We start from the raw sequence: 18,125 nt of genomic DNA, 5'->3' as shown, positions 1-18,125 counted from the left end.
AAGGTTAAAAATGTATCGTAAGATTGGTTCTCCAGTGATCCAGGGGCCAATCCTGATTACTGACTCTTTGCCAGGAATATACACTTTTCAAGATAAGAAAGTGATTGATTCTGTATGCTAAAGCTACGGAATGTCTCCGAAGGGGATCATCCCATCTGCTTCCCCCATTTTCCATGCGATTAAAATGAATAAAGCCTAAACGATAGGCAGCATAAAATCCCGGGAAGGAAGGTACTTCAACCTTCAGGTCCGCATAAGCCCCTAAACTCCATAAGGGATTGGTGAAAGGAGAATTTGGGGTAAATTGATTGAGAGAATCATTAAAAACGGGTACCCGATATCGACTGGCGATAATTTCACCCCCTATTTCAAAATAATTAAAGCCCGTTTTAAAATCGGTACCTAATAACAGCTGACGAAAACTACCTGCATTTTCCAGCAAAAGGGTTTCGTCATTATTGTCCAGTATCCCTCCATAACTGAAGCTGAATCCCTGCGTCCAGAAATAGATGGGATGGTATTGGATGCGTCCCATTAAAGTTGGGCGAAAAGCTCTACTCAGTTTTGGGCTGGCAATGGGGGCTGCCTGACTAATGGCGAGATCTACTTCCAGGGTATCGGCAATGATTTTCCAGTGAAATTTCAATCCATTTCCATACCCATAGGCATAACTCATATTACTTCCCCAGTCTCGCCTTCCGTTATAAATAATTCGACCTGGTTCCTGAAGTCCGGATGCATAACCTAATTGATCCGAGATATTCACATAATAGGCATAGGGCAGGGGAGGGCTAACCATGAGCCTGTCCTGAGGAAGAATATTCTGGTAAAAATTCCCGATAGGGAGAAGGAAACGGCCCAGTTCCAGCCGAAATTTATTGTTATCACTCTTATACCTGAGCACTGCCTGTGCCAGCACCCACTCATTGAGATCATTTCCCCACATGCGTCGAAGTTGAAGCCTGCCGAGGAATGAGAAATTTTTGTGAAAACGGAATTCTGAGCGAAGATTTGCTTCTTGTATTCCCAGAAACCAATCTCTCTTTTCCGGGTGGATGCCATTGTAGAAATAATGAGATCCTTCCTGCCCCCAATTCAAGTCTGTACTCAAACTGCCTCCTATCGCAATTCGAGCACCCTTGAATTCATTTTCCTGTGCTTTCAATTCTGCTTTGCCCACAAATAAGAGGCAAAGGATAAAGATGTAAATGTTAGTGCGCATCTTATCTATTTAGGTCCCAGCTTCGAAATAAGTTTTCTCCTCCCTCCAATTCTATCTCCCGACTATAGGAATCCAACATCGGGTGGATGATCTCCATACGATAGCGTCCATCTGGTAAATTCCTGATTTCATATTCCCCTCTTGCGTCCAGTCGAGAAAAATAAGGGGTATCCACACTGATAACATAGGCCCGCATATGGGCATGTATATCACAAAATATTTTTATGGTACCGGTTCTGTCTATGCGTTTGGGATAAACATGACCCGGAGGTCTTCTGCCAATATTAAAAGAGGCCCGTGGCGCCCTACTGAATACATTGTGGTACTGATTATCCTCATTTAAAAAATAAACAGTACTTCCCGGAGTGATCAGCAAAACCTGCGGAATGAATTTCTCCTTTTTCTGGGTGATCACTGCATTTTCCATGGGGCTGGTCCTGGCATCGAAATCCAGCGGATGTAAAACCACATGAACGTCCCGAATATCCAGTTCGTCATGCGGGGCATCATCATAGGCATGCAACTTGCCGACCCTCGGTGAATGATCCCTGGGAAGGAGAACTTCACCAGAAAAACTGTTTCTCTGTGCCAATACCTCATTTGCGATTCCGAAAAATACCAAAAGCAGAAAACTAGCTAGTGAGTATTTTCCTAATTGAGAGAGTGCAAATAAGCCTGAAGCTTGTAGCCCTTTTAAAGGGATTTTATAGAAAGTATGGTGTATGAAACTCAAACTATTAATATATACTGTGCTTATTAAATATATATGCTATTTCCCAGATATATAAATTAACATATATAAAGCTGCTAATTGGACCTACAAGTTGAGAATTTTCTGACTGCCATCCATCCCCCTTTGGGGGGAATTTTCAGAATTGAATTTCCCCCCAAAGGAGGATTGATCTTAAGGGAAAATCATAGCTATTTGCAGTCGTTGGTAAGCACAAGGGTACACAAATAATCATACACGATATCCACCTTGCCTTCCAAAGACATAAAAACAATCACATTCGAAGAAGACGCATAAGTGTAAAAAATATGACGCTTTGCGCAGCAAGCTTTCAAGAATATTGAAAGCCCGGGAGAAAACATCCTCTTTTTTCTTCAAATGATCTAACCTTAAACTAGAAAAAATAACCGTTATGACTGAGCAAGAAACCATCAAAAACGTCCTCTCAGGGAAAACCGAAGAGTTTGAAAAACTGGTAAAAAAATATACAAGCTATTTGCGCAAAGTGGGGCACTATTACCTGTTCGAAGGAGGAGAGGTAGAAGATATGATCCAGACTACTTTTCTGAAAGCTTTTGAAAACTTGCACAAGTTCAGGGGAGATTCGTCCTTCAAAAGCTGGTTGATTCGCATCATGATCAACGAATGTAAGCAATCCAACCGTCGCAAGGGGCTTTTCCGCAAGTATCAGAACAACTTTAATAAAGCAGATTTCCCATTAGCACCTACTACAGAACACCAGGTGATAAATACGGAGATCAGGAATCAACTGGATCGTGCCATATCACGCCTGGCTCCAAAATATAAGTCAGTAGTCGTGCAGCGCCTGGTGATGGGAGCTTCAACCTCAGAAACAGCTAATGACCTTGGGATTTCGGAGGAAGCGGTTAAAATTCGTCTGTTCAGGGCCAAGAAAAAGTTGCGGGTGGATTTGCTCAAGGAAAGCGATATGGACCAGCTTTATACGGGAAGTCAGAAATACCAGATGGCCTATGCCGGCTAAAAAGATATAAGAATATTTTAGGTAACGTGTTATTACAAATAGAGACCCTCTCGGCATAGCTGAGAGGGTCTTTTGATATACAATCGTTTGAAGAATTAGTCGGGTAAATTTTCCAATGCATCCTCGGTTCCGCATTCGAAGGTGATTTTTGCAAACTTTAGAACGTGCACTGGAACACCTCCTGTATTGTTAAAAGGAGGAATTTTGGCACTATAAGTAACAGGAGGAGCCTTCTCACAAGCTATTTTGGTCTTGATCCATCCTTGCTCATTGAAAGGAACAGGATCGTCATAATTCATCAGGTGGGTGATTTCTACAGTTTGGTTTTTCAATACATCACCCAAGAAAAAGCTTCTTGGATTCTCAGTTGTAGAACTACCCTGAGTAACCCAACTTGAGAAAGCACCATTTGCTGTTAGGGTAAAGATTGTGATCCAATTTTTTCCAATAAGATTGGCGCTTACTTCTGAGGTAAAGGTGCAGCCACATTTCCCTTTGTCAAAAGGACCTTCCAGTCCTTTCGAGTTCACCTGAACGTCCTTACCATTGACTATAATTTTCAGAGGTTCCTGCTTGATGATTTCCTCAGCCTCTTCTAAAGGTGCACATGCGAATAATAGACCAAGGAGAGTGAATTGTAATGCTTTAATAAAAATGGTTTTCATAGAATTGTTGATTGTGACTAAAGCTTAATAGGATTCCCAATCTCTTTCTTAGGAGAAAGGGAAATGATTGATGCGCATTAAATCGAATTAGAAATGGAGCTGTAGTCGACTTTGTCCAAACTCATTTAGATAAGACGAATACCTTTCATTCATCTAAACAGCTCAATACAATTTTTTCTAAAAATTTAGCTCTGCGTGTAAATGGCGACAGCCGGGTAGGATTTCGCCCGCTATTTTTGTGGGATATTTAATCCTATAAACCCTGCATTTGATGACGTTTCGCCACTACTTAATCCTTATAAGCCTGCTTTTTGTAGGATCCTTTTGTTTTGCTCAGGAACACGACAAATCCGAAAAGACACATCAAGCAGAAGGAGCCTGGGAAATTGTTTTTTCCGGATTGCATTTTTTTCAGCCCGGAAGTGAAGCTGCAGAGGAAAGGCTTTGGGGAAATGAGTTGCACCTTACCTATTGGTTTAATCATCATTGGGCGCTAGGAGTCGGTTACACCCTGAAATATGAGGAAGCGGGCGAATTGGGACATGAACTTGCCTTGATTGGGAGTTATAAACCAGCCAAATGGATTACCTTCAATGCTGGTCCCAATTTTACTCTGGGGAATGAAGAGGAATCACTTACGGTCTCAGCCTATATCGAATCAGAGATCAATATATTCATTGGAAATCACTTCCATTTGGGGCCGGTGATTGGAGGCCTCTTGGGGGAACATGCCGAAATGTTTTCCGGGATTCATTTGGGCTATGAGTTTTAGGATATTTATGCTTTGTTGATGGCATAAATGTCGATGGACTCGCTTTTTCCTCTTAGCAAAACCGAACCCATGCGTTCAAAAGAGATGGCTTTGTATTGTTCAAGTTTGGATATCAAATCTCATGAGATCATGAGATCAGGAGATCAGGAGATCAGGAGATTTCTTTGGTATTCTTTGCACTTAGCCAATATGCGGGCAGTCATATTCAATGCATCTCCGGAATAGGTCATATTCCTTTCTCCCGGACTATGTAGTGTTCTTGTGCAATTGTAGTATTTTCGTTTTGCCGCTAACCCAGAGGCTAGGGTTTACCCAGGGCCTCTAGTTTTCGAGCATAAGTTTCTATCACTTCCAAAGTAGTCCGATCTGTATCATAAACCGAATACCATCCCTGGTATTCATGCGGAGGATCGCCGATAAACTCATCTCCGGCTTTCCAGATCGCATGGGGTGCTCGAGGCCTTCCTTCTCCCCCCCATGCCCAGAAATTACATCCCACGAGTGTTGAACCCGCTTTTGCCCTGCTATAAACTTCTTCAAACATATATTGATAATAGGCATCCCGTGCCTCAGTAGTAGCAGCCGGATTATGGTCATCTTCATCACGCGCAATGCCAAATTCTTCCATAACCAGGGGTTTGCCTAATTCCTCCGCTGCCGTAATATGCCTGTTCAAATATTTTAAAGCTTTCTCCTTTGCCTTAGGAAAAGTTTTATCATGATCGTTGGGGTCATACCAACCCCAATTCTGAATCCAGATGTGAACAGTCAGATAATCTATATGCTTGAATTTATTGTCCTTTTTCGCATGGGTCCCAGCAAGTTTGGAAGGAGTATAGCCTTCGCTTCCCGTGGTTAAGAGATGATGGGGATCCAGACTTTTGATCAGGCTGGCGGTTTCCTTGATCCACTTTCGATATTTTCTGGGCTTCAGGATGCCTCTGGCTTCATTGGCAATTTCCCAGGCCATGATATGGGGATCATCCACATAGGCAAGACCATTTATACTATTCTTTCTTCCAAGAATGAATTTAATATGATCTTCGAAAAGCGATTTTGCTTCCTTATTGCTATAAAAATCAGCTGTATAAGTTTGGTAAGTCGCCCAATTTCCTCCTTCTGCTGGAGGAGGGTAGGGGATTTTCTTCTTTTTTGTCCAGGCTTTGTATTGAGACATGCCACCTGACCAGGGCCAGAAATTATTCAGGCAAACGACTGCATACATATCGCGTTTTGCCATTTCAGCCAGAAGAAAATCGAGTCCTTTCAATACCTGCTCATTATACTTACCCGCTTCTGGTTGGAGGCTTGGTAGCATCCGCCAGGGTTCATCATCTGGACCTTCACTAGCAGCCATCACCCGTAGATTCTTTACGCCCAGTTCCTTGAGTTGATCAAGTTCTCGCAACAATCTGTCCTGATCTCCACCTTCGCCTTCCGAACCTAAATTCATTCCGTACCAAAAGTTTGTTCCGAGGAAATAATAGGGCTGATTTTGCAAGATAAATTTTCCGTTTTCAATACGGATAAAATCATTCTGAGCGTGGCTCATAAAGGGAATTTGAAATATGAGTAGAATAAAAAAGGGGAGGAATCTTCTCATGATCGAATTTGCTATTTATTGAGGGGAAAGGCAAGTTCTGGAAAATCTTCCTTTTTAGTACCTTAGCCCAAACTTATCAGTATGTTGATCGGGATAGGCGGACTCAGTAGATCAGGCAAAACGAAGCTGGCAAAGCGGATAAAGGGTTTGTACAAAGAGCGAAAGGTGATTTTGCTCCATCAGGATGACTTTGTCAAAGCAGAAAAAGACATCCCGATGATACAGAAGCATATTGACTGGGAAGTCCCTGAATCCATAGACCTGCCCAGGTGGAAAAGCACCATAGAGCAGGCCAGAAGAGAACATGAAATCGTGATTCTGGAAGGAATCTTCACTTTTGCTTTCCCCGAAATCAATGCAGCATACGACCGAAGCATTTTTGTCGAGATACCAAGGACCGTGTTTCTCGATAGAAAGAGGCTAGACGTAAGATGGGGCAGAGAACCTGAGTGGTACATTCAGTATATCTGGGGCGCATACCAAAGGCATGGTCTTCCCCCGGAAGAGATGGAAGTTTATCGCTTGTCGGGAAACCGCAAAACAGATATGGAAGCCCTGAAGTCCTATTTAGGGATTTGAGACTATTCCACCTCCAGGCGTGGTACAGCCTGTCGGATCAACTTCTCTTTGAGTATAGCCCACAATTGGACTGAAAAGTGTACTTCCTACCCAAATCCCATTTGCCTTATAAAGTCCCGTTGTTCCTCCAGGAAGAATATCCCAGGTATGGGTTTCTCCATACGGTAGTACTTGGCTGGAAAGAATGCGAACTCCATTATAATAATCCCCGACTTTCAATTTTTTCATAGCATTGTAGGACTGATCTGGATGTGAAGGGCTCAGTCGTACTTCCTTGCCATCTTCCAGGCATAGGTGTAGCATTTTATGGTCGTCAAGAACCTGCGCTTTCCTAAACCAAATGATAGGTTGAGCTTCTATTTGTTTGGAGAGGTTTTGGGTAATGACCCAATCTCCTTCTTTGAGGCTGGAAACTGCTTTTTCACCTTCGGGAGTTGCAATCATTGTTTCGGGCGAAAGACAAAGGCATCTGCCTTCTACGCCTCGTACAAAAGTCGAATCATTGATTTCAAATATTTTGGTACTGTCGCTCAGGATGGAGACTACAGGAGGCAAAGGTAAAACGGGATGACATATGATTTGTATCGGCCAGCTCAGGGTGTCCGCAGGATCGAATGAAGTAAGATCACAGGAGTCAGCGGTAATTAAATTCATATCTTCTCCCAAACATTCCGCAAAACATTCAGACCTGTACCAGTTTCCTTCTGATGTGCAGACAAAGTCTCTACTTTCAAAATCGCAGTTACAATTGCTGAAATCCGGGAAATTGACCGAAGGATTCAGGGCCTCTTCTTCGCAGGAAAAAAGTAGCAGAACTGATAAAAAGAGAGAGAGTTTTATAAGGGAAAATTTCATAGCTGGATATTTTTTGTGTTTGGCTGTTTTGAATTTAAACGGAGCAATCCGTTCTTTTGCTGCGTAGATGCAAAAGAAAAGATATTTTAAAAGTTTTGACGCCTTACGTTTCCTGGCCTTTTTCAAGGTCTTTCTTTTTCATTTACCCATCTCCAACTTCCCATTATTCTCCTACCTGAAAGCCGGAGGAGGCATAGGGGTAATGTTCTTTTTTGTACTTAGTGGCTTCCTGATTACCCATATTATCCTGGAGGAAAAGGAAGCTAAGGCTAGGCTAAACCTTAAGAATTTCTTTCTTCGACGAATCCTGAGAATCTGGCCCTTGTATTATGCCATGATTCTATTTGCTTTTTTGACACCCTGGATTCTGGGGATTCTCGGTTTGACTGCTTCTGATGCCGGTTATGAACCCAATTGGTGGATGAGTCTGGGCTTTTTGGAGAATTATCGGATGATTTTGCTGGGAGAATCTCCCAATGTTGCTCCACTGGGAGTAATGTGGTCGCTCTGCATTGAGGAGCATTTCTATCTGTTTTGGGGAATCACACTCTATTTTCTTCCTTCAAAGAAGCTTCCTTATTTGCTATTTGTATCCATCTTAATTTCACTATTATCCCGCTTTGTGTTCTTTCAAAAAGGATGGGACAGTCTCGACCTTCTTACAAATCTGGATCTATTTGCAGTAGGAGCATTGCCGGCATATTTGCTGACGGAAAAAAGGGATAGTTTTCGCTTTCCCCGATATGCTACCTTTACTTCCCGGATCATGCTTCTCTTTATCCTGATCCTTGTATTTGTTTATCCTCATTTTTCCGGACAAATCCATTTCGTATTTGGGCCTTTGCTGTTGGGCATCGCCTTTATGTGGATTCTTGTTTTGTTTATACCGGAGGACGCCAGTTTGAGCATTTCTGATGAAGCATTAATCAGCATTTTGGGGAAATATACTTATGGTCTGTATGTTTACCATACCATAGTCATCGCTTTGTGTTTACAGCTTTGGGAAAAATTTCTGGCTGAAGCAGGAGGCTATCTCGAATCTTATCTCTTTGGACTCTTGTGTTTGAGTCTTTCGATTCTGATCAGTTGGCTGTCTTATCTGCTTTTGGAGAAGCCTTTTTTGCGGTTGAAAAAGTATTTTTATTAAAAAAATAGGGACAGAATATAATCTGTCCCTTCATATAGTGAATATTTATGTTCTGTTTTATCCCAGAGCTTTACCTACTTTTTCGAGTAGGGCTTTGGTGGCTTTAATTCCTGCGTATTCGTCAAGTTCACTCCCTTCATATTCCACACCTACCCAACCTTTGTAACCAGCGTCCTTAACGATTTTCATCATCTTCATATAGTCGGTATGGATCTCATCTCCGGCATCATTGAAGTCATGTGATTTTGCTGAAACGGCTTTGGCGAAAGGCATCAGTTCCAGGACTCCCTGATAACGATCATATTCCTCTTCACATCCATTTTCTCCCCGCTTGATACAAAAGTTTCCAAAGTCAGGCAAAGTGCCGCAATTATCCATGGCGATCTGACTCATTACATCTGATAGCCAGGTTCCATTAGAGGAATAGCCTCCATGGTTTTCGACAATCACATTTATGTCCATGTCACTAGCAAAAGTCGCAACGGCTCCCAGTCCACTAATGGCTGCTGCCTTCACATCTTCAGCTGTACCTTCTCCATAGGCATTTACACGGATCGAATGACAACCCAGAAATTTGGCAGCTTCTACCCATTTATAATGGTTTTCTACAGCTTCTTTTCTTTTGGCTTCATTGGTATCTCCCAGCCCACCTTCTCCATCTATCATGATAATGAGGGGAGTAACTCCATTGTCGCTACAGCGAGTTTTCAGGTCTCCCAGGTAGCTTTGGTCTTTGGCTTTATCCTTGAAAAACTGATTTACAAATTCTACTCCTTCGATTCCAAATTCATTTTTGGTAATAGCTGGAAAATCGAGATTGTCAATTTTGCCAGAGAATAGGGCCTTATGTAAAGACCATTGGGCAAGAGATATGTTGAAGAACATGGAAGTAGCATCTGCCATTTCCTCCATACCAGCATCTTTTTTGTCTGAACTTGTCTTTTCTCCTGCGCATGAATTGAGTAGCCAGGGGGAAAGTATTAGCCCTGAGCCTAATAGGGCACCATTCTGTAAGAAAGCTCTTCTGTTAGTAGACATAGTTTTAATTGATAAATTTTGGGTATCCGAATATAAGGCTCCGAATCCATTTCCTAAAGTTAGGCTTGAAATTCGATCCATTCAAGCCGGGAGATCTCTATTTGAAGATAATTTAGCTTAGCATGTAGGGAGCAAAAGGTGAAAAAATGAAAAAGGGCCTACGATCAGATCGTAAGCCCTTGAGAATCTAAGTTTATCGTATCAGGGGATGATGCAGGATGCCTACTCTAACCAGTAGGTGATCTGCGTTAATATCTTTGAGGGATCGTCTACAGTCGTCGGATCGGTAATGTATTGCTCCGCAACTGGAAATTTTCTTTTCAATCCTTTTCTTAGGAGATAGGCTTCAAATTCGTCATGGCCTTTATCGATGGCATTATAATCACCATAATAATCCATCACCAGGGCTTTGCCTGCAGGAATGGTAATCAAGTCAAAATCACTTCCAACAATATTTCCATTTTCAATCGGAATGACCGCTGCCAAATCAGTTGAGCTACCATCCTCCGCATAAGAATAGTAAAGACCCATAGGATTTCCTGTAGCATTGATTCCACTTTTCCCTACATAAGCGAAAGCTGCAGGGAATACCTCTGTAAAGTAGGCTGTGATATCAGCCATATTAATTGTGCTCCTTTTGCCTACGTAATAGGTCTCGGGCATTTCCTTTTCTCTAATTTCAAAGCTCATAGGATTGTCTTCTATTAGTTTTTTGAGTCTTTTCAGGCCTTTATTATAATCCTTTTCGATAGCTCCTTTCATAAAAAGCATCATTGCATTGGTTGGTCGGGGAGCTTCACTGCTAAAGCCCCAGCTTACTTTGGTTCCTCCCTCTACTTCTTCAAGCTTCATATAGGTGTCTGCTTCAGACTCCCAGGGTGCTGTAAAAATGAGCTTTGTGTCCACCTTATCCATACCTTCAATGGCCGTGATCTCCTGTTCTCCACTTCCTACATCCGAATTGCCTTCCCAACGGTATTTGGCACCTACGGTACCATCTTCTCCGATAATTTCTTGTTTGATATTGGGGTCCATATCTGTCCAGGGATTCCAGGCGTCTCGGGCTTTGAAGGTTAAAACCTCCTGGAATACCATAGTTTTGCTTGCAGGTATTACTTCCGAAGTTTCTACCGCTACATTTGTAGGGGCGAATATGACCATGCCTAATATAGCAAGGAGCAAAACACCCAGGATAGAAAGGAAGATTTTCATAAATCGCATAATTGTGAATATTTGTGTGTGAGAGCAAATGTCCTTAGTCGCTAGTGTTTGACAATTGCGGTTGCTAAATTAATTTGAAATTCCCTTAAGAGTTTTTAGCAAATATACTAAATAAATTAGATAAAATACTAAAAATATGAATATTCCTGTTTTTGAGCTTGAACGAATTCAATCGCTGTACGAAAATACAGTGGATTATAACCTTACTGAAAGTGGATTCCACCCCTATTCCTTACATGAACTCTTAAACGAGGAACAACAAGCGGATATTTTACAGCTGACTCTGGGCTATGGTCAGACAAATGGGAGTATTTCTTTACGCAAGCGGATAGCAGCTATGTATCCGGCTGCAAATTTCGAACAGGTAGTCGTGACCAATGGTACTTCGGAAGCTAATTTTGTAGCCTGTCATAGCTTGCTAAAGCCCGGAGATGAAGTAGTTATGATGCTCCCTAACTATATGCAGATATGGGGGATTGCAGAGGAAATAGGAGCCAAGCCCAGAGCCTTTCACCTCAGGCAAGAAAACGATTGGGCAGCTGATCTTGAGGAATTGGAATCCCAGGTGAATGAGAAGACGAAAATGATTGCTATCTGCAATCCCAATAATCCGACTGGTTATACCCTAACTGAAAAAGAAATGGATCGCATCATTGCGATTGCTGAAAAAGTAGGTGCATGGGTATATGCGGATGAGGTTTACCGAGGAGCTGAATTGGATGGAGTAGAAAGGCCCAGTTTTTATGGGCGCTATGATAAAGCCATTGTAAATGGAGGTTTATCTAAGGCCTATGCTTTACCGGGATTGAGAATTGGCTGGTTGATCGGACCCAAGGAAATCATAGATACCGCCTGGGCTTATCATGATTATACTTCTATCACGGCCTCTGTTTTGAGTCATAGGGTAGCCGAAATAGCATTGGAGGAAGAGATGCGACAAAAAATCCGTCAGCGTAATATTTCCATGTTGCTTAAAAACCTGGACGTTCTACAGAATTGGGCCTTGCAGTATCCGGACGTTTTTTCATTCAGCCCACCCAAAGCGGCTGGGATGGTGTTTTTTCAATATCATTTGGATATGGGATCGGAGGAGTTGTCTGATTATCTGAGGAAAAATCATTCGGTCTTTATTGTACCCGGAACTTGTTTTGGTATGGAGGGATTTGTGAGAATGGGGGCGGGTTCTACCAAAGATTATCTGGAAGAAGGCCTGGCGAGGATAGATGAGGGTTTGAAAGGGATTTTGGAGAGGGTGGTTTAGGATTATCACATGGTATGTCATCCCGGCCTTAATACAAGAGCCGGGATCTCTAGTAAAGTCAAGAATACGCTAGAGGTCCCGGATATCTAATAGATTCCGGGATGACAGCTTTTGGAAGTAATAATTAAAATATAAATCATTTCGATGACGGACGGTGCTTGGACAGTGTGCCAGGAAATCTTGTATTAAACGAGAAAAATACTAGATCTCTCAGCGCTTCAAGTCCGGAACAACCCAAGCTTCGAGATGACCGAATGCCTAAATCTACTCCTCCAAGGCAAAAGCCACCAGCATTCCGCCTTTCACAGGATTCAGTTTCGAATTTCCTGCGGAGACAACCACATACTGCTTGCCATTGGCCATATAGATACTGGGAGTCGAATGCCCATCAAAAGGCAAATCATGTTGCCAAAGCATCTCACCTGTTTCTGCATCGAAAGCACGGATCTTTTTATCTGTAGTGGCTGCGATAAAAATCAAGCCACTGGCCGTAACAACCGGACCGCCATAATTTTCAGTACCCGTAATGGGGATTCCTCTTTCCGTCAACTCCTCAAACTCTCCCAAAGGAACCTTCCATTTGATTGTACCCGTATTCAGGTCCACAGCATTGAGGGTGCCCCAGGGAGGCTTGATGGCAGGATAACCTTCATCATCCAGAAAGCGTTTGAAGCCAGCAAATACATAGGGATCAAGCTGAGCATTGGGAGGAAGTTCAGGGGTATCCTTTCCAAATAAATAATCTACGATCATATTTTTACGCTCATCGCTCAACTGCTTAAACGCAGGCATTCTCCCCCCACCATAATTGATCAGGGCCATTACTGCTTTTCGATCCAGTTTTGAAGAAACAGCATCCACAGCAGGAAATCCACCTCCTGGATCCCCTTTTCGATCTATCCCATGACAAGAAGAACAATTTCCTCTATATAAGGCTTCTCCGGCTTGCATGGATTCTGCATTATCCGTTTTGGTAGGAATGAGCTGATAATACCAGGGCATCTCATTGACATTGACATAAAGGATGCCGTTAGGGTCTGCTGCTGAACCGCCCCATTCGAAACCTCCATCAAAGCCTGGGAATATGATGCTTTGCTCCAAACTTGGTGCGGGGAAAGAGCCTTGGCTTCCCCCTCTTTCATAAACATCCTTACTGAGTTGGGCGGCTTTGGGTGAAATGTCAGAATAATCTGCTTCCGTGTAGAGTTGACGGGTCAGCGGTGGTGGGGCTGTCGGAAAGGGCTGGCTAGGCCAGGACTTGATATCTGCGATTTCAGAAGGGGCCATTTCTTTTTCTTCTATGGGCCAAAGCGGTTCACCCGTTACCCGATCAAATACATATAATAAGCCCATTTTAGTACCCTGAGCTACTACATCCAGCATTTTGCCTTCATGTTTTACTGTCAAGAGGGTAGGAGGAGTAGGACAATCCATGTCCCACATGTCATGATGAACAAATTGAAAGTGCCAAATTCTTTCTCCTGTATGGGCATCCAGTGCGATCAATGAATTGGCAAATAGATTTTCGCCATATCGCTCTCCTCCGTAAAAATCTGGTCCGGCGGTCTCAGTTGAAGAATACACGATTCCTCTAGCAGTATCGATAGCAAGTCCAGACCAATCTGAAGCTCCCCCACTTGTTTCCAGATAGTCTTCAGGCCAGGTATCAGAACCGACTTCACCTACTCTGGGAAAGGTATGGAAGATCCATTTTCGTTCTCCAGTTTTCAAATCAAAAGCTCTTACCGCACCTGGGGTGTCCTCGCCCACATTCGCCCCCATGATCAGCATATCTTTATACACATGTCCGGGCGTATTGAGGGAAACATCAGGTCTTCCTTCGAGGTCCATATTTCCTCCAAGGTGCATAGCACCCTTTTCCGCGAAAGACTCCACCAATTTTCCTGTTTCCGCATCCAGCATAAAAAGCCAGGGACCTTTGGAGGTCAAAATCCTTCCCTTTTCTCCATCCTGCCAATAGGCTACTCCTCTTTGGTCCCGATCGGCCAATTCTCCTTTGACCTCATCAGGATCAAAGGTCCAGATAGCTTCTCCTTTAGTTGCATCCAAAGCTATCACCCGACTATGAGGAGTAGCTGTAAAAAGCACTCCCTTCACGATGAGATTATTTACCTGATAATTGGCACTGTCTCCAGTATCGAAGGTCCAGGCTACTTTAAGTTTGTCAAGATTTTGCTTGTTGATCTGCTTGAGGAGGCTATATTGATTGCTGCTGGGATGTCCCAGATAATGCGCCCAATCAGCCTCTGCACCGACAGGAATTTTAGGTTCGGAGCAGGAATAAAACAAAATAGGCAGGCATAACAGAAATGCTATGGTCTTAGGAAAAGCAGGCATAAGGAAGAGGCTGAGATACGTTAAAGGAATGAAATACTCCCCGGCAGGAGGCAAACATGCCGGGGAGTCTATGCAATTTTATACTTCGAAGCCTTCTCTATAGGTACGACCCACAAACTGATTGGCTTCTTCGAGATTGGTAATGCGCATGTTTTCTCCATCCCACAGGAGTTTTTTACGGGCATAGAAATCCATAGCACCTTTGTCATTTTCTTTTCTGAGCATATAGCTACGAATAGCCAGATTACCCATAAGCACGGTTTCTGTCATAGGGCCTGCATAATCGAAAGATGAAGTCAGGGCCTTATGTTCTTCACTACCGAAGCCGGCTTTACAGGCATCTACCCATTTGCGTTGGTGTCCGTATTCTGGCTCTTCCAATTTTTCTACCTCTGGCCCAAAATCAGTTGTTCCGTCATTGAGGTAGAGTTTAGGCATGAGGGGGGAGCTGTCATTGATATTGGTGGAAATAATGCCTTTATCGCCAATGATGAGTACGCCATTTTTGCTGTCTTTTCCTCCTATATCATTGTTGGGGGGAATAATCTCCGGATGCGAAGGCCTGATCCCTCCATCACTCCAGGTCATTTCAATTCTTGATCCTGTTTTCTCTGTTGCATCGAAGTGCAGGGTAATGAAAGATGAAGGAGGACAACCTTCCGGATGATAGTCGGCATTCCACATTTTGGTATAGACAGAACCTACACTGCATTCAGCATCTGTAGGATATTTAAGTCCGAGTGTGCGGAAAGGAATGTCAATGAGGTGGCAACCTACATCACCCAGTGCGCCTGTCCCATAATCCCACCATCCTCTCCAATTGAAGGGATGGAGATTGGGAGTGAAAGGCATAGTTTTAGAGGGTCCTAACCAAAGATCCCAGTGTAAATCATCGGGTTTGGCAGATTCATCCGGTTCGGGCATAGCAAAGCCCTGAGGCCATACAGGCCTATTTGTCCAAACCTGAACCTTGGAAACGGTACCTATTGCTCCATCATCTATCCATTTTTGGACCATTCCCAGTAGGGGATTAGAGCCTCCCTGATTTCCCATTTGGGTTACGATCTTATTTTCTCTGGCAAGCTCGGTGAGAATACGAGCTTCCCGAATATTGTGGGTCATCGGCTTTTGGACATAGCAATGAACGCCTCTGTCCATGGCAAATTTTGCGGCCGGTCCGTGAACATGATCCGGAGTAGAAATGGTAACTGCATCTATGTCTTTTTCCTTATCCAGCATTTCCCGGTAGTCTGCATATCGTTTTGCATCCGGGAAATTTTTCACTGAGCGTTTGGCAGAACCAGAAAAGTCCACATCACAGAGTGCAATCACTTTCTCTCTCCCTTTCACAGACGCATTATAGATATCACTGCTACCTTTTCCTCCAGCACCTATGGCAGCCAGAACCAATTGATCACTGGGTGCAGTATACCCTACACCTCCCAGTACATGTCTGGGAACAATAAAAAAGGAAGAGGCAATTGCCGTATTCTTGATAAATGATCGGCGGGAATTTTTGGGAGTAGTTTTTTGATCCTTCATAGGTTTCGTATGAAAATTCTTTTTTGGCCAAATTTCCAGATTTAACCAAAAATGATAGTAGTAGAATAAATGAGGAAGGTCCTCTTGCTCAAAATAAATAATTCAGCAATAGGAAACACGAAGGATTGTAAAATTTGGCAGGGATGCTCAGCAAATCTGTAGCTGACTTACTTTACTAGCCCTTAGGTGCAGCGGGAGTTTTCTTTTTTGGAACTTTTTCCCGGATCTCCTTGCCATTTTTAAAGATTCTATCATTCTCAAAGATGAGCTGCGTATCTTCTTTTTCACCTATTGCTTCATACAGGGTATTTCCTTCTTTTTCTTTTCTAATCACCCATTTATGTTCCTTAAAGGTCTGTTGCTTATGGGATGCCTTCGGACGAATCTCGGTATAGGGAATGACTTTTTTATCCTGATCTATCCAAAGCAGGAATAAAGTATTATCACTTTTATTGATAAATTCTATATGCGTGAGGGGCTTATTTTTTATATCATGGAGATATGTGTTGATAGGACTCATGATTTTTTGACTCATTTCAGCTTCAATAGCTTCCTCTTCTTTCAGGCCATTGAGTAAATGAAATAGTTCGGTATGCATATTCTGGATAACTCCTTCTGTCTGGAGCTTCAATTGCAGACGCTCATCTTTCTTAATCATTTCAAAGAGCTCCATTTGATCCTGTGAATACCGTTTCCATTGGCGGATATGATAAAGATTGGGAGATCTTTTAAGCGCTTTAATTATCGAAAGCAGGACCGGTGCTCCATTTGGCCCCGAGTCCAGAATATGAATAAGGGGATCATTTGCAATGCGTTTGAGGCTTGCTTCGGAAATTTTATTTTCGGTCAATTTGGTATTCAATTCACCTTCATCATTGAAAAATATATCATCTAAGTCTGTTGCATTTCTGATCCCGTGCTGACGCAGAATTTTTCTGTGTTTTGCCTCGTTTTTCTCCTGCGTCCCCAAATGCAGATACAGGATAGATTGATCTACCCAATCAACCAATCTTTCAACGGGTATTCGGGTGTTTAACATCAAGTCCACCAGGTTTGCCGTTGCCAGGTTTTGCATATCTTCTATTCCTTCTTCCAGTAGGCGGGATTCATACCAAATATTCAATCCATCCAAATCACTCAAGGGATAGTCTTGTTGAAGACTGGGAACTACAATTTTTACGGGAAGTTTAATCAGGGAGACAATGACTTTCCATCCAATATGTGGAAATACTCCTACCACGAATGCGAGGGTATTTGTATAGGTTTCCAAATAGGTGTTTTTTAGTAATACATCCATTACCCAAACCAGTAAAATCACTACTATGTAGCGCATAATGACACTTACATAGGCATTTCTACGAAGGTCATTTTGAAAAAACCTCCTGATGAGCATTTGAAGGATGTAGAAATAGGCACCCAGAATCCCAAATTTGAAGGTCTGGAAATTGAAACTGAAAATTTCAGAAAACCTCTTTTCCGCTCCAGCTATTTCCATAAACTCCATATTGGAAACTCCCAGCGGCTCTACTACCAGGGTCCAGCAGACTGAAATGATTAAAGTCGCGACCATTACCGGCCCCATAAAGTAGAGGCTTTCCCCTTTTAGCGAAATAAGCTTTTTGAAGTCATTTCCCATTAACTCAAAATCGTCAACGGGAGCCACTCCATACAGACTTTCAAATTTCTTTTGGTAGATATTTTCCCAGAGATGATTATTCTCTTTGTTTTCCAACTTGGTTTTGTCATAGTGATGGCTGACACTTTCATGGCTATCTTTCCAGGAATGATAATAAAGGGAATAGGTAGGAGGTTGGGGAAGGTAGGCAAAATGATCAATACGTAGCCTGTATAAGTTCAGGACATATTCATCCCAGAGTGTTTTCCCTTTAGTGGAAATGAATTGGAGATAAATCCAGGCAGGTAAGAAAGAGAAATAGGCGATAATGCTCAGCTGGAGAAAAACAATGAGGTTGTCTTTGCTGAAAAATATGGCTGTAAGACCTGTTCCTAAGGCAATGAGGAAAACAATAAAGAAGTTGCCAAAAACAGATAGATTTCTAGCATTCATGGGCGTCGTTTTGATTGTGTGGCTTTTCTAATATATGAAAATTTAGATTATTCCAACAATC

At 42.6% G+C, this 18,125-nt stretch carries 16 protein-coding genes; 6 read left to right on the top strand and 10 right to left on the bottom strand.

Annotated elements, in window-relative coordinates:
* Positions 1 to 4: 4 nt before the first annotated feature.
* On the bottom strand, positions 5 to 1,222 hold the full coding sequence (locus R8P61_37590) for a hypothetical protein (GenBank protein MDW3652854.1): 1,218 nt from the start codon (positions 1,220 to 1,222) through the stop codon (positions 5 to 7).
* A gap of 1 nt (position 1,223) precedes the next feature.
* Entirely contained in the window at positions 1,224 to 1,955 is a 732-nt protein-coding gene (locus R8P61_37585; protein ID MDW3652853.1) for a hypothetical protein, read from the bottom strand.
* Positions 1,956 to 2,364: 409 nt separating this feature from the next.
* On the opposite strand from R8P61_37585, the gene R8P61_37580 reads away from it, so the two are divergent.
* Entirely contained in the window at positions 2,365 to 2,955 is a 591-nt protein-coding gene (locus R8P61_37580; protein MDW3652852.1) for a sigma-70 family RNA polymerase sigma factor, read from the top strand.
* Between the two features lie 95 nt (positions 2,956 to 3,050).
* Here R8P61_37580 and R8P61_37575 read toward each other — a convergent pair whose 3' ends face one another.
* A complete protein-coding gene (locus R8P61_37575; GenBank protein MDW3652851.1) occupies positions 3,051 to 3,620 on the bottom strand; it encodes a hypothetical protein in 570 nt (189 codons plus the stop codon).
* Positions 3,621 to 3,891: 271 nt separating this feature from the next.
* On the opposite strand from R8P61_37575, the gene R8P61_37570 reads away from it, so the two are divergent.
* Positions 3,892 to 4,392: a hypothetical protein gene (locus R8P61_37570; protein ID MDW3652850.1), complete on the top strand. Its 501-nt coding sequence runs from the start codon at positions 3,892 to 3,894 to the stop codon at positions 4,390 to 4,392.
* A gap of 69 nt (positions 4,393 to 4,461) precedes the next feature.
* A complete protein-coding gene (locus R8P61_37565) occupies positions 4,462 to 4,617 on the top strand; it encodes a hypothetical protein (protein MDW3652849.1) in 156 nt (51 codons plus the stop codon).
* 76 nt (positions 4,618 to 4,693) lie between these two features.
* Here the strand turns inward: R8P61_37565 and R8P61_37560 are convergent, their stop codons facing one another.
* A complete protein-coding gene (locus tag R8P61_37560; protein ID MDW3652848.1) occupies positions 4,694 to 5,944 on the bottom strand; it encodes a cellulase family glycosylhydrolase in 1,251 nt (416 codons plus the stop codon).
* A 132-nt stretch (positions 5,945 to 6,076) separates the two neighbouring features.
* On the opposite strand from R8P61_37560, the gene R8P61_37555 reads away from it, so the two are divergent.
* Entirely contained in the window at positions 6,077 to 6,574 is a 498-nt protein-coding gene (locus R8P61_37555; protein ID MDW3652847.1) for a hypothetical protein, read from the top strand.
* Here the strand turns inward: R8P61_37555 and R8P61_37550 are convergent.
* Positions 6,563 to 7,429 (bottom strand): Hint domain-containing protein, encoded by an 867-nt coding sequence (locus R8P61_37550; protein ID MDW3652846.1) that lies wholly within the window; start codon positions 7,427 to 7,429, stop codon positions 6,563 to 6,565. The genes R8P61_37555 and R8P61_37550 overlap by 12 nt on opposite strands.
* Positions 7,430 to 7,496: 67 nt before the next feature.
* Between R8P61_37550 and R8P61_37545 the strand changes: the two genes are divergently transcribed.
* On the top strand, positions 7,497 to 8,576 hold the full coding sequence (locus tag R8P61_37545) for an acyltransferase (protein ID MDW3652845.1): 1,080 nt from the start codon (positions 7,497 to 7,499) through the stop codon (positions 8,574 to 8,576).
* A gap of 57 nt (positions 8,577 to 8,633) precedes the next feature.
* Here R8P61_37545 and R8P61_37540 read toward each other — a convergent pair whose 3' ends face one another.
* Together R8P61_37540 and R8P61_37535 are read right to left on the bottom strand one after the other, a co-directional pair.
* Positions 8,634 to 9,488, bottom strand: coding sequence for a sugar phosphate isomerase/epimerase family protein (locus R8P61_37540; protein ID MDW3652844.1), 855 nt, complete (start codon positions 9,486 to 9,488; stop codon positions 8,634 to 8,636).
* Between the two features lie 348 nt (positions 9,489 to 9,836).
* On the bottom strand, positions 9,837 to 10,826 hold the full coding sequence (locus R8P61_37535; GenBank protein ID MDW3652843.1) for an SRPBCC family protein: 990 nt from the start codon (positions 10,824 to 10,826) through the stop codon (positions 9,837 to 9,839).
* Positions 10,827 to 10,971: 145 nt separating this feature from the next.
* Between R8P61_37535 and R8P61_37530 the strand changes: the two genes are divergently transcribed.
* Complete coding sequence (locus R8P61_37530) at positions 10,972 to 12,096, top strand: aminotransferase class I/II-fold pyridoxal phosphate-dependent enzyme (GenBank protein ID MDW3652842.1); 1,125 nt, start codon at positions 10,972 to 10,974, stop codon at positions 12,094 to 12,096.
* 264 nt (positions 12,097 to 12,360) lie between these two features.
* Here R8P61_37530 and R8P61_37525 read toward each other — a convergent pair whose 3' ends face one another.
* From R8P61_37525 to R8P61_37515, 3 genes are all read right to left on the bottom strand, one after another.
* Positions 12,361 to 14,454: a PQQ-binding-like beta-propeller repeat protein gene (locus R8P61_37525; GenBank protein ID MDW3652841.1), complete on the bottom strand. Its 2,094-nt coding sequence runs from the start codon at positions 14,452 to 14,454 to the stop codon at positions 12,361 to 12,363.
* A gap of 78 nt (positions 14,455 to 14,532) precedes the next feature.
* Positions 14,533 to 15,996 (bottom strand): Gfo/Idh/MocA family oxidoreductase, encoded by a 1,464-nt coding sequence (locus R8P61_37520; GenBank protein MDW3652840.1) that lies wholly within the window; start codon positions 15,994 to 15,996, stop codon positions 14,533 to 14,535.
* Between the two features lie 175 nt (positions 15,997 to 16,171).
* Positions 16,172 to 18,064, bottom strand: a complete 1,893-nt coding sequence (locus R8P61_37515; protein ID MDW3652839.1) for a hypothetical protein — start codon at positions 18,062 to 18,064, stop codon at positions 16,172 to 16,174.
* Between the last annotated feature and the right edge of the window lie 61 nt (positions 18,065 to 18,125).

It is taken from the genome of Bacteroidia bacterium, from assembly GCA_033391075.1.
In the GTDB taxonomy this organism is placed as follows: domain Bacteria; phylum Bacteroidota; class Bacteroidia; order J057; family J057; genus JAWPMV01.
The sequence above is the reverse complement of the archived record's forward strand: the minus strand, read 5'-3'. Positions and strand labels throughout refer to the sequence as shown.

Bases quoted from the DNA above. Each gene is read 5' to 3' on its own strand.
- R8P61_37590 (MDW3652854.1), bottom strand. From the start codon at position 1,222: ATGCGCACTAACATTTACATCTTTATCCTTTGCCTCTTATTTGTGGGC.
- R8P61_37580 (MDW3652852.1), top strand. From the start codon at position 2,365: ATGACTGAGCAAGAAACCATCAAAAACGTCCTCTCAGGGAAAACCGAA.
- R8P61_37575 (MDW3652851.1), bottom strand. From the start codon at position 3,620: ATGAAAACCATTTTTATTAAAGCATTACAATTCACTCTCCTTGGTCTA.
- R8P61_37570 (MDW3652850.1), top strand. From the start codon at position 3,892: ATGACGTTTCGCCACTACTTAATCCTTATAAGCCTGCTTTTTGTAGGA.
- R8P61_37565 (MDW3652849.1), top strand. From the start codon at position 4,462: ATGCGTTCAAAAGAGATGGCTTTGTATTGTTCAAGTTTGGATATCAAA.
- R8P61_37560 (MDW3652848.1), bottom strand. From the start codon at position 5,944: ATGAGCCACGCTCAGAATGATTTTATCCGTATTGAAAACGGAAAATTT.
- R8P61_37555 (MDW3652847.1), top strand. From the start codon at position 6,077: ATGTTGATCGGGATAGGCGGACTCAGTAGATCAGGCAAAACGAAGCTG.
- R8P61_37550 (MDW3652846.1), bottom strand. From the start codon at position 7,429: ATGAAATTTTCCCTTATAAAACTCTCTCTCTTTTTATCAGTTCTGCTA.
- R8P61_37545 (MDW3652845.1), top strand. From the start codon at position 7,497: ATGCAAAAGAAAAGATATTTTAAAAGTTTTGACGCCTTACGTTTCCTG.
- R8P61_37540 (MDW3652844.1), bottom strand. From the start codon at position 9,488: ATGGAGGAAATGGCAGATGCTACTTCCATGTTCTTCAACATATCTCTT.
- R8P61_37535 (MDW3652843.1), bottom strand. From the start codon at position 10,826: ATGAAAATCTTCCTTTCTATCCTGGGTGTTTTGCTCCTTGCTATATTA.
- R8P61_37530 (MDW3652842.1), top strand. From the start codon at position 10,972: ATGAATATTCCTGTTTTTGAGCTTGAACGAATTCAATCGCTGTACGAA.
- R8P61_37525 (MDW3652841.1), bottom strand. From the start codon at position 14,454: ATGCCTGCTTTTCCTAAGACCATAGCATTTCTGTTATGCCTGCCTATT.
- R8P61_37520 (MDW3652840.1), bottom strand. From the start codon at position 15,996: ATGAAGGATCAAAAAACTACTCCCAAAAATTCCCGCCGATCATTTATC.
- R8P61_37515 (MDW3652839.1), bottom strand. From the start codon at position 18,064: ATGAATGCTAGAAATCTATCTGTTTTTGGCAACTTCTTTATTGTTTTC.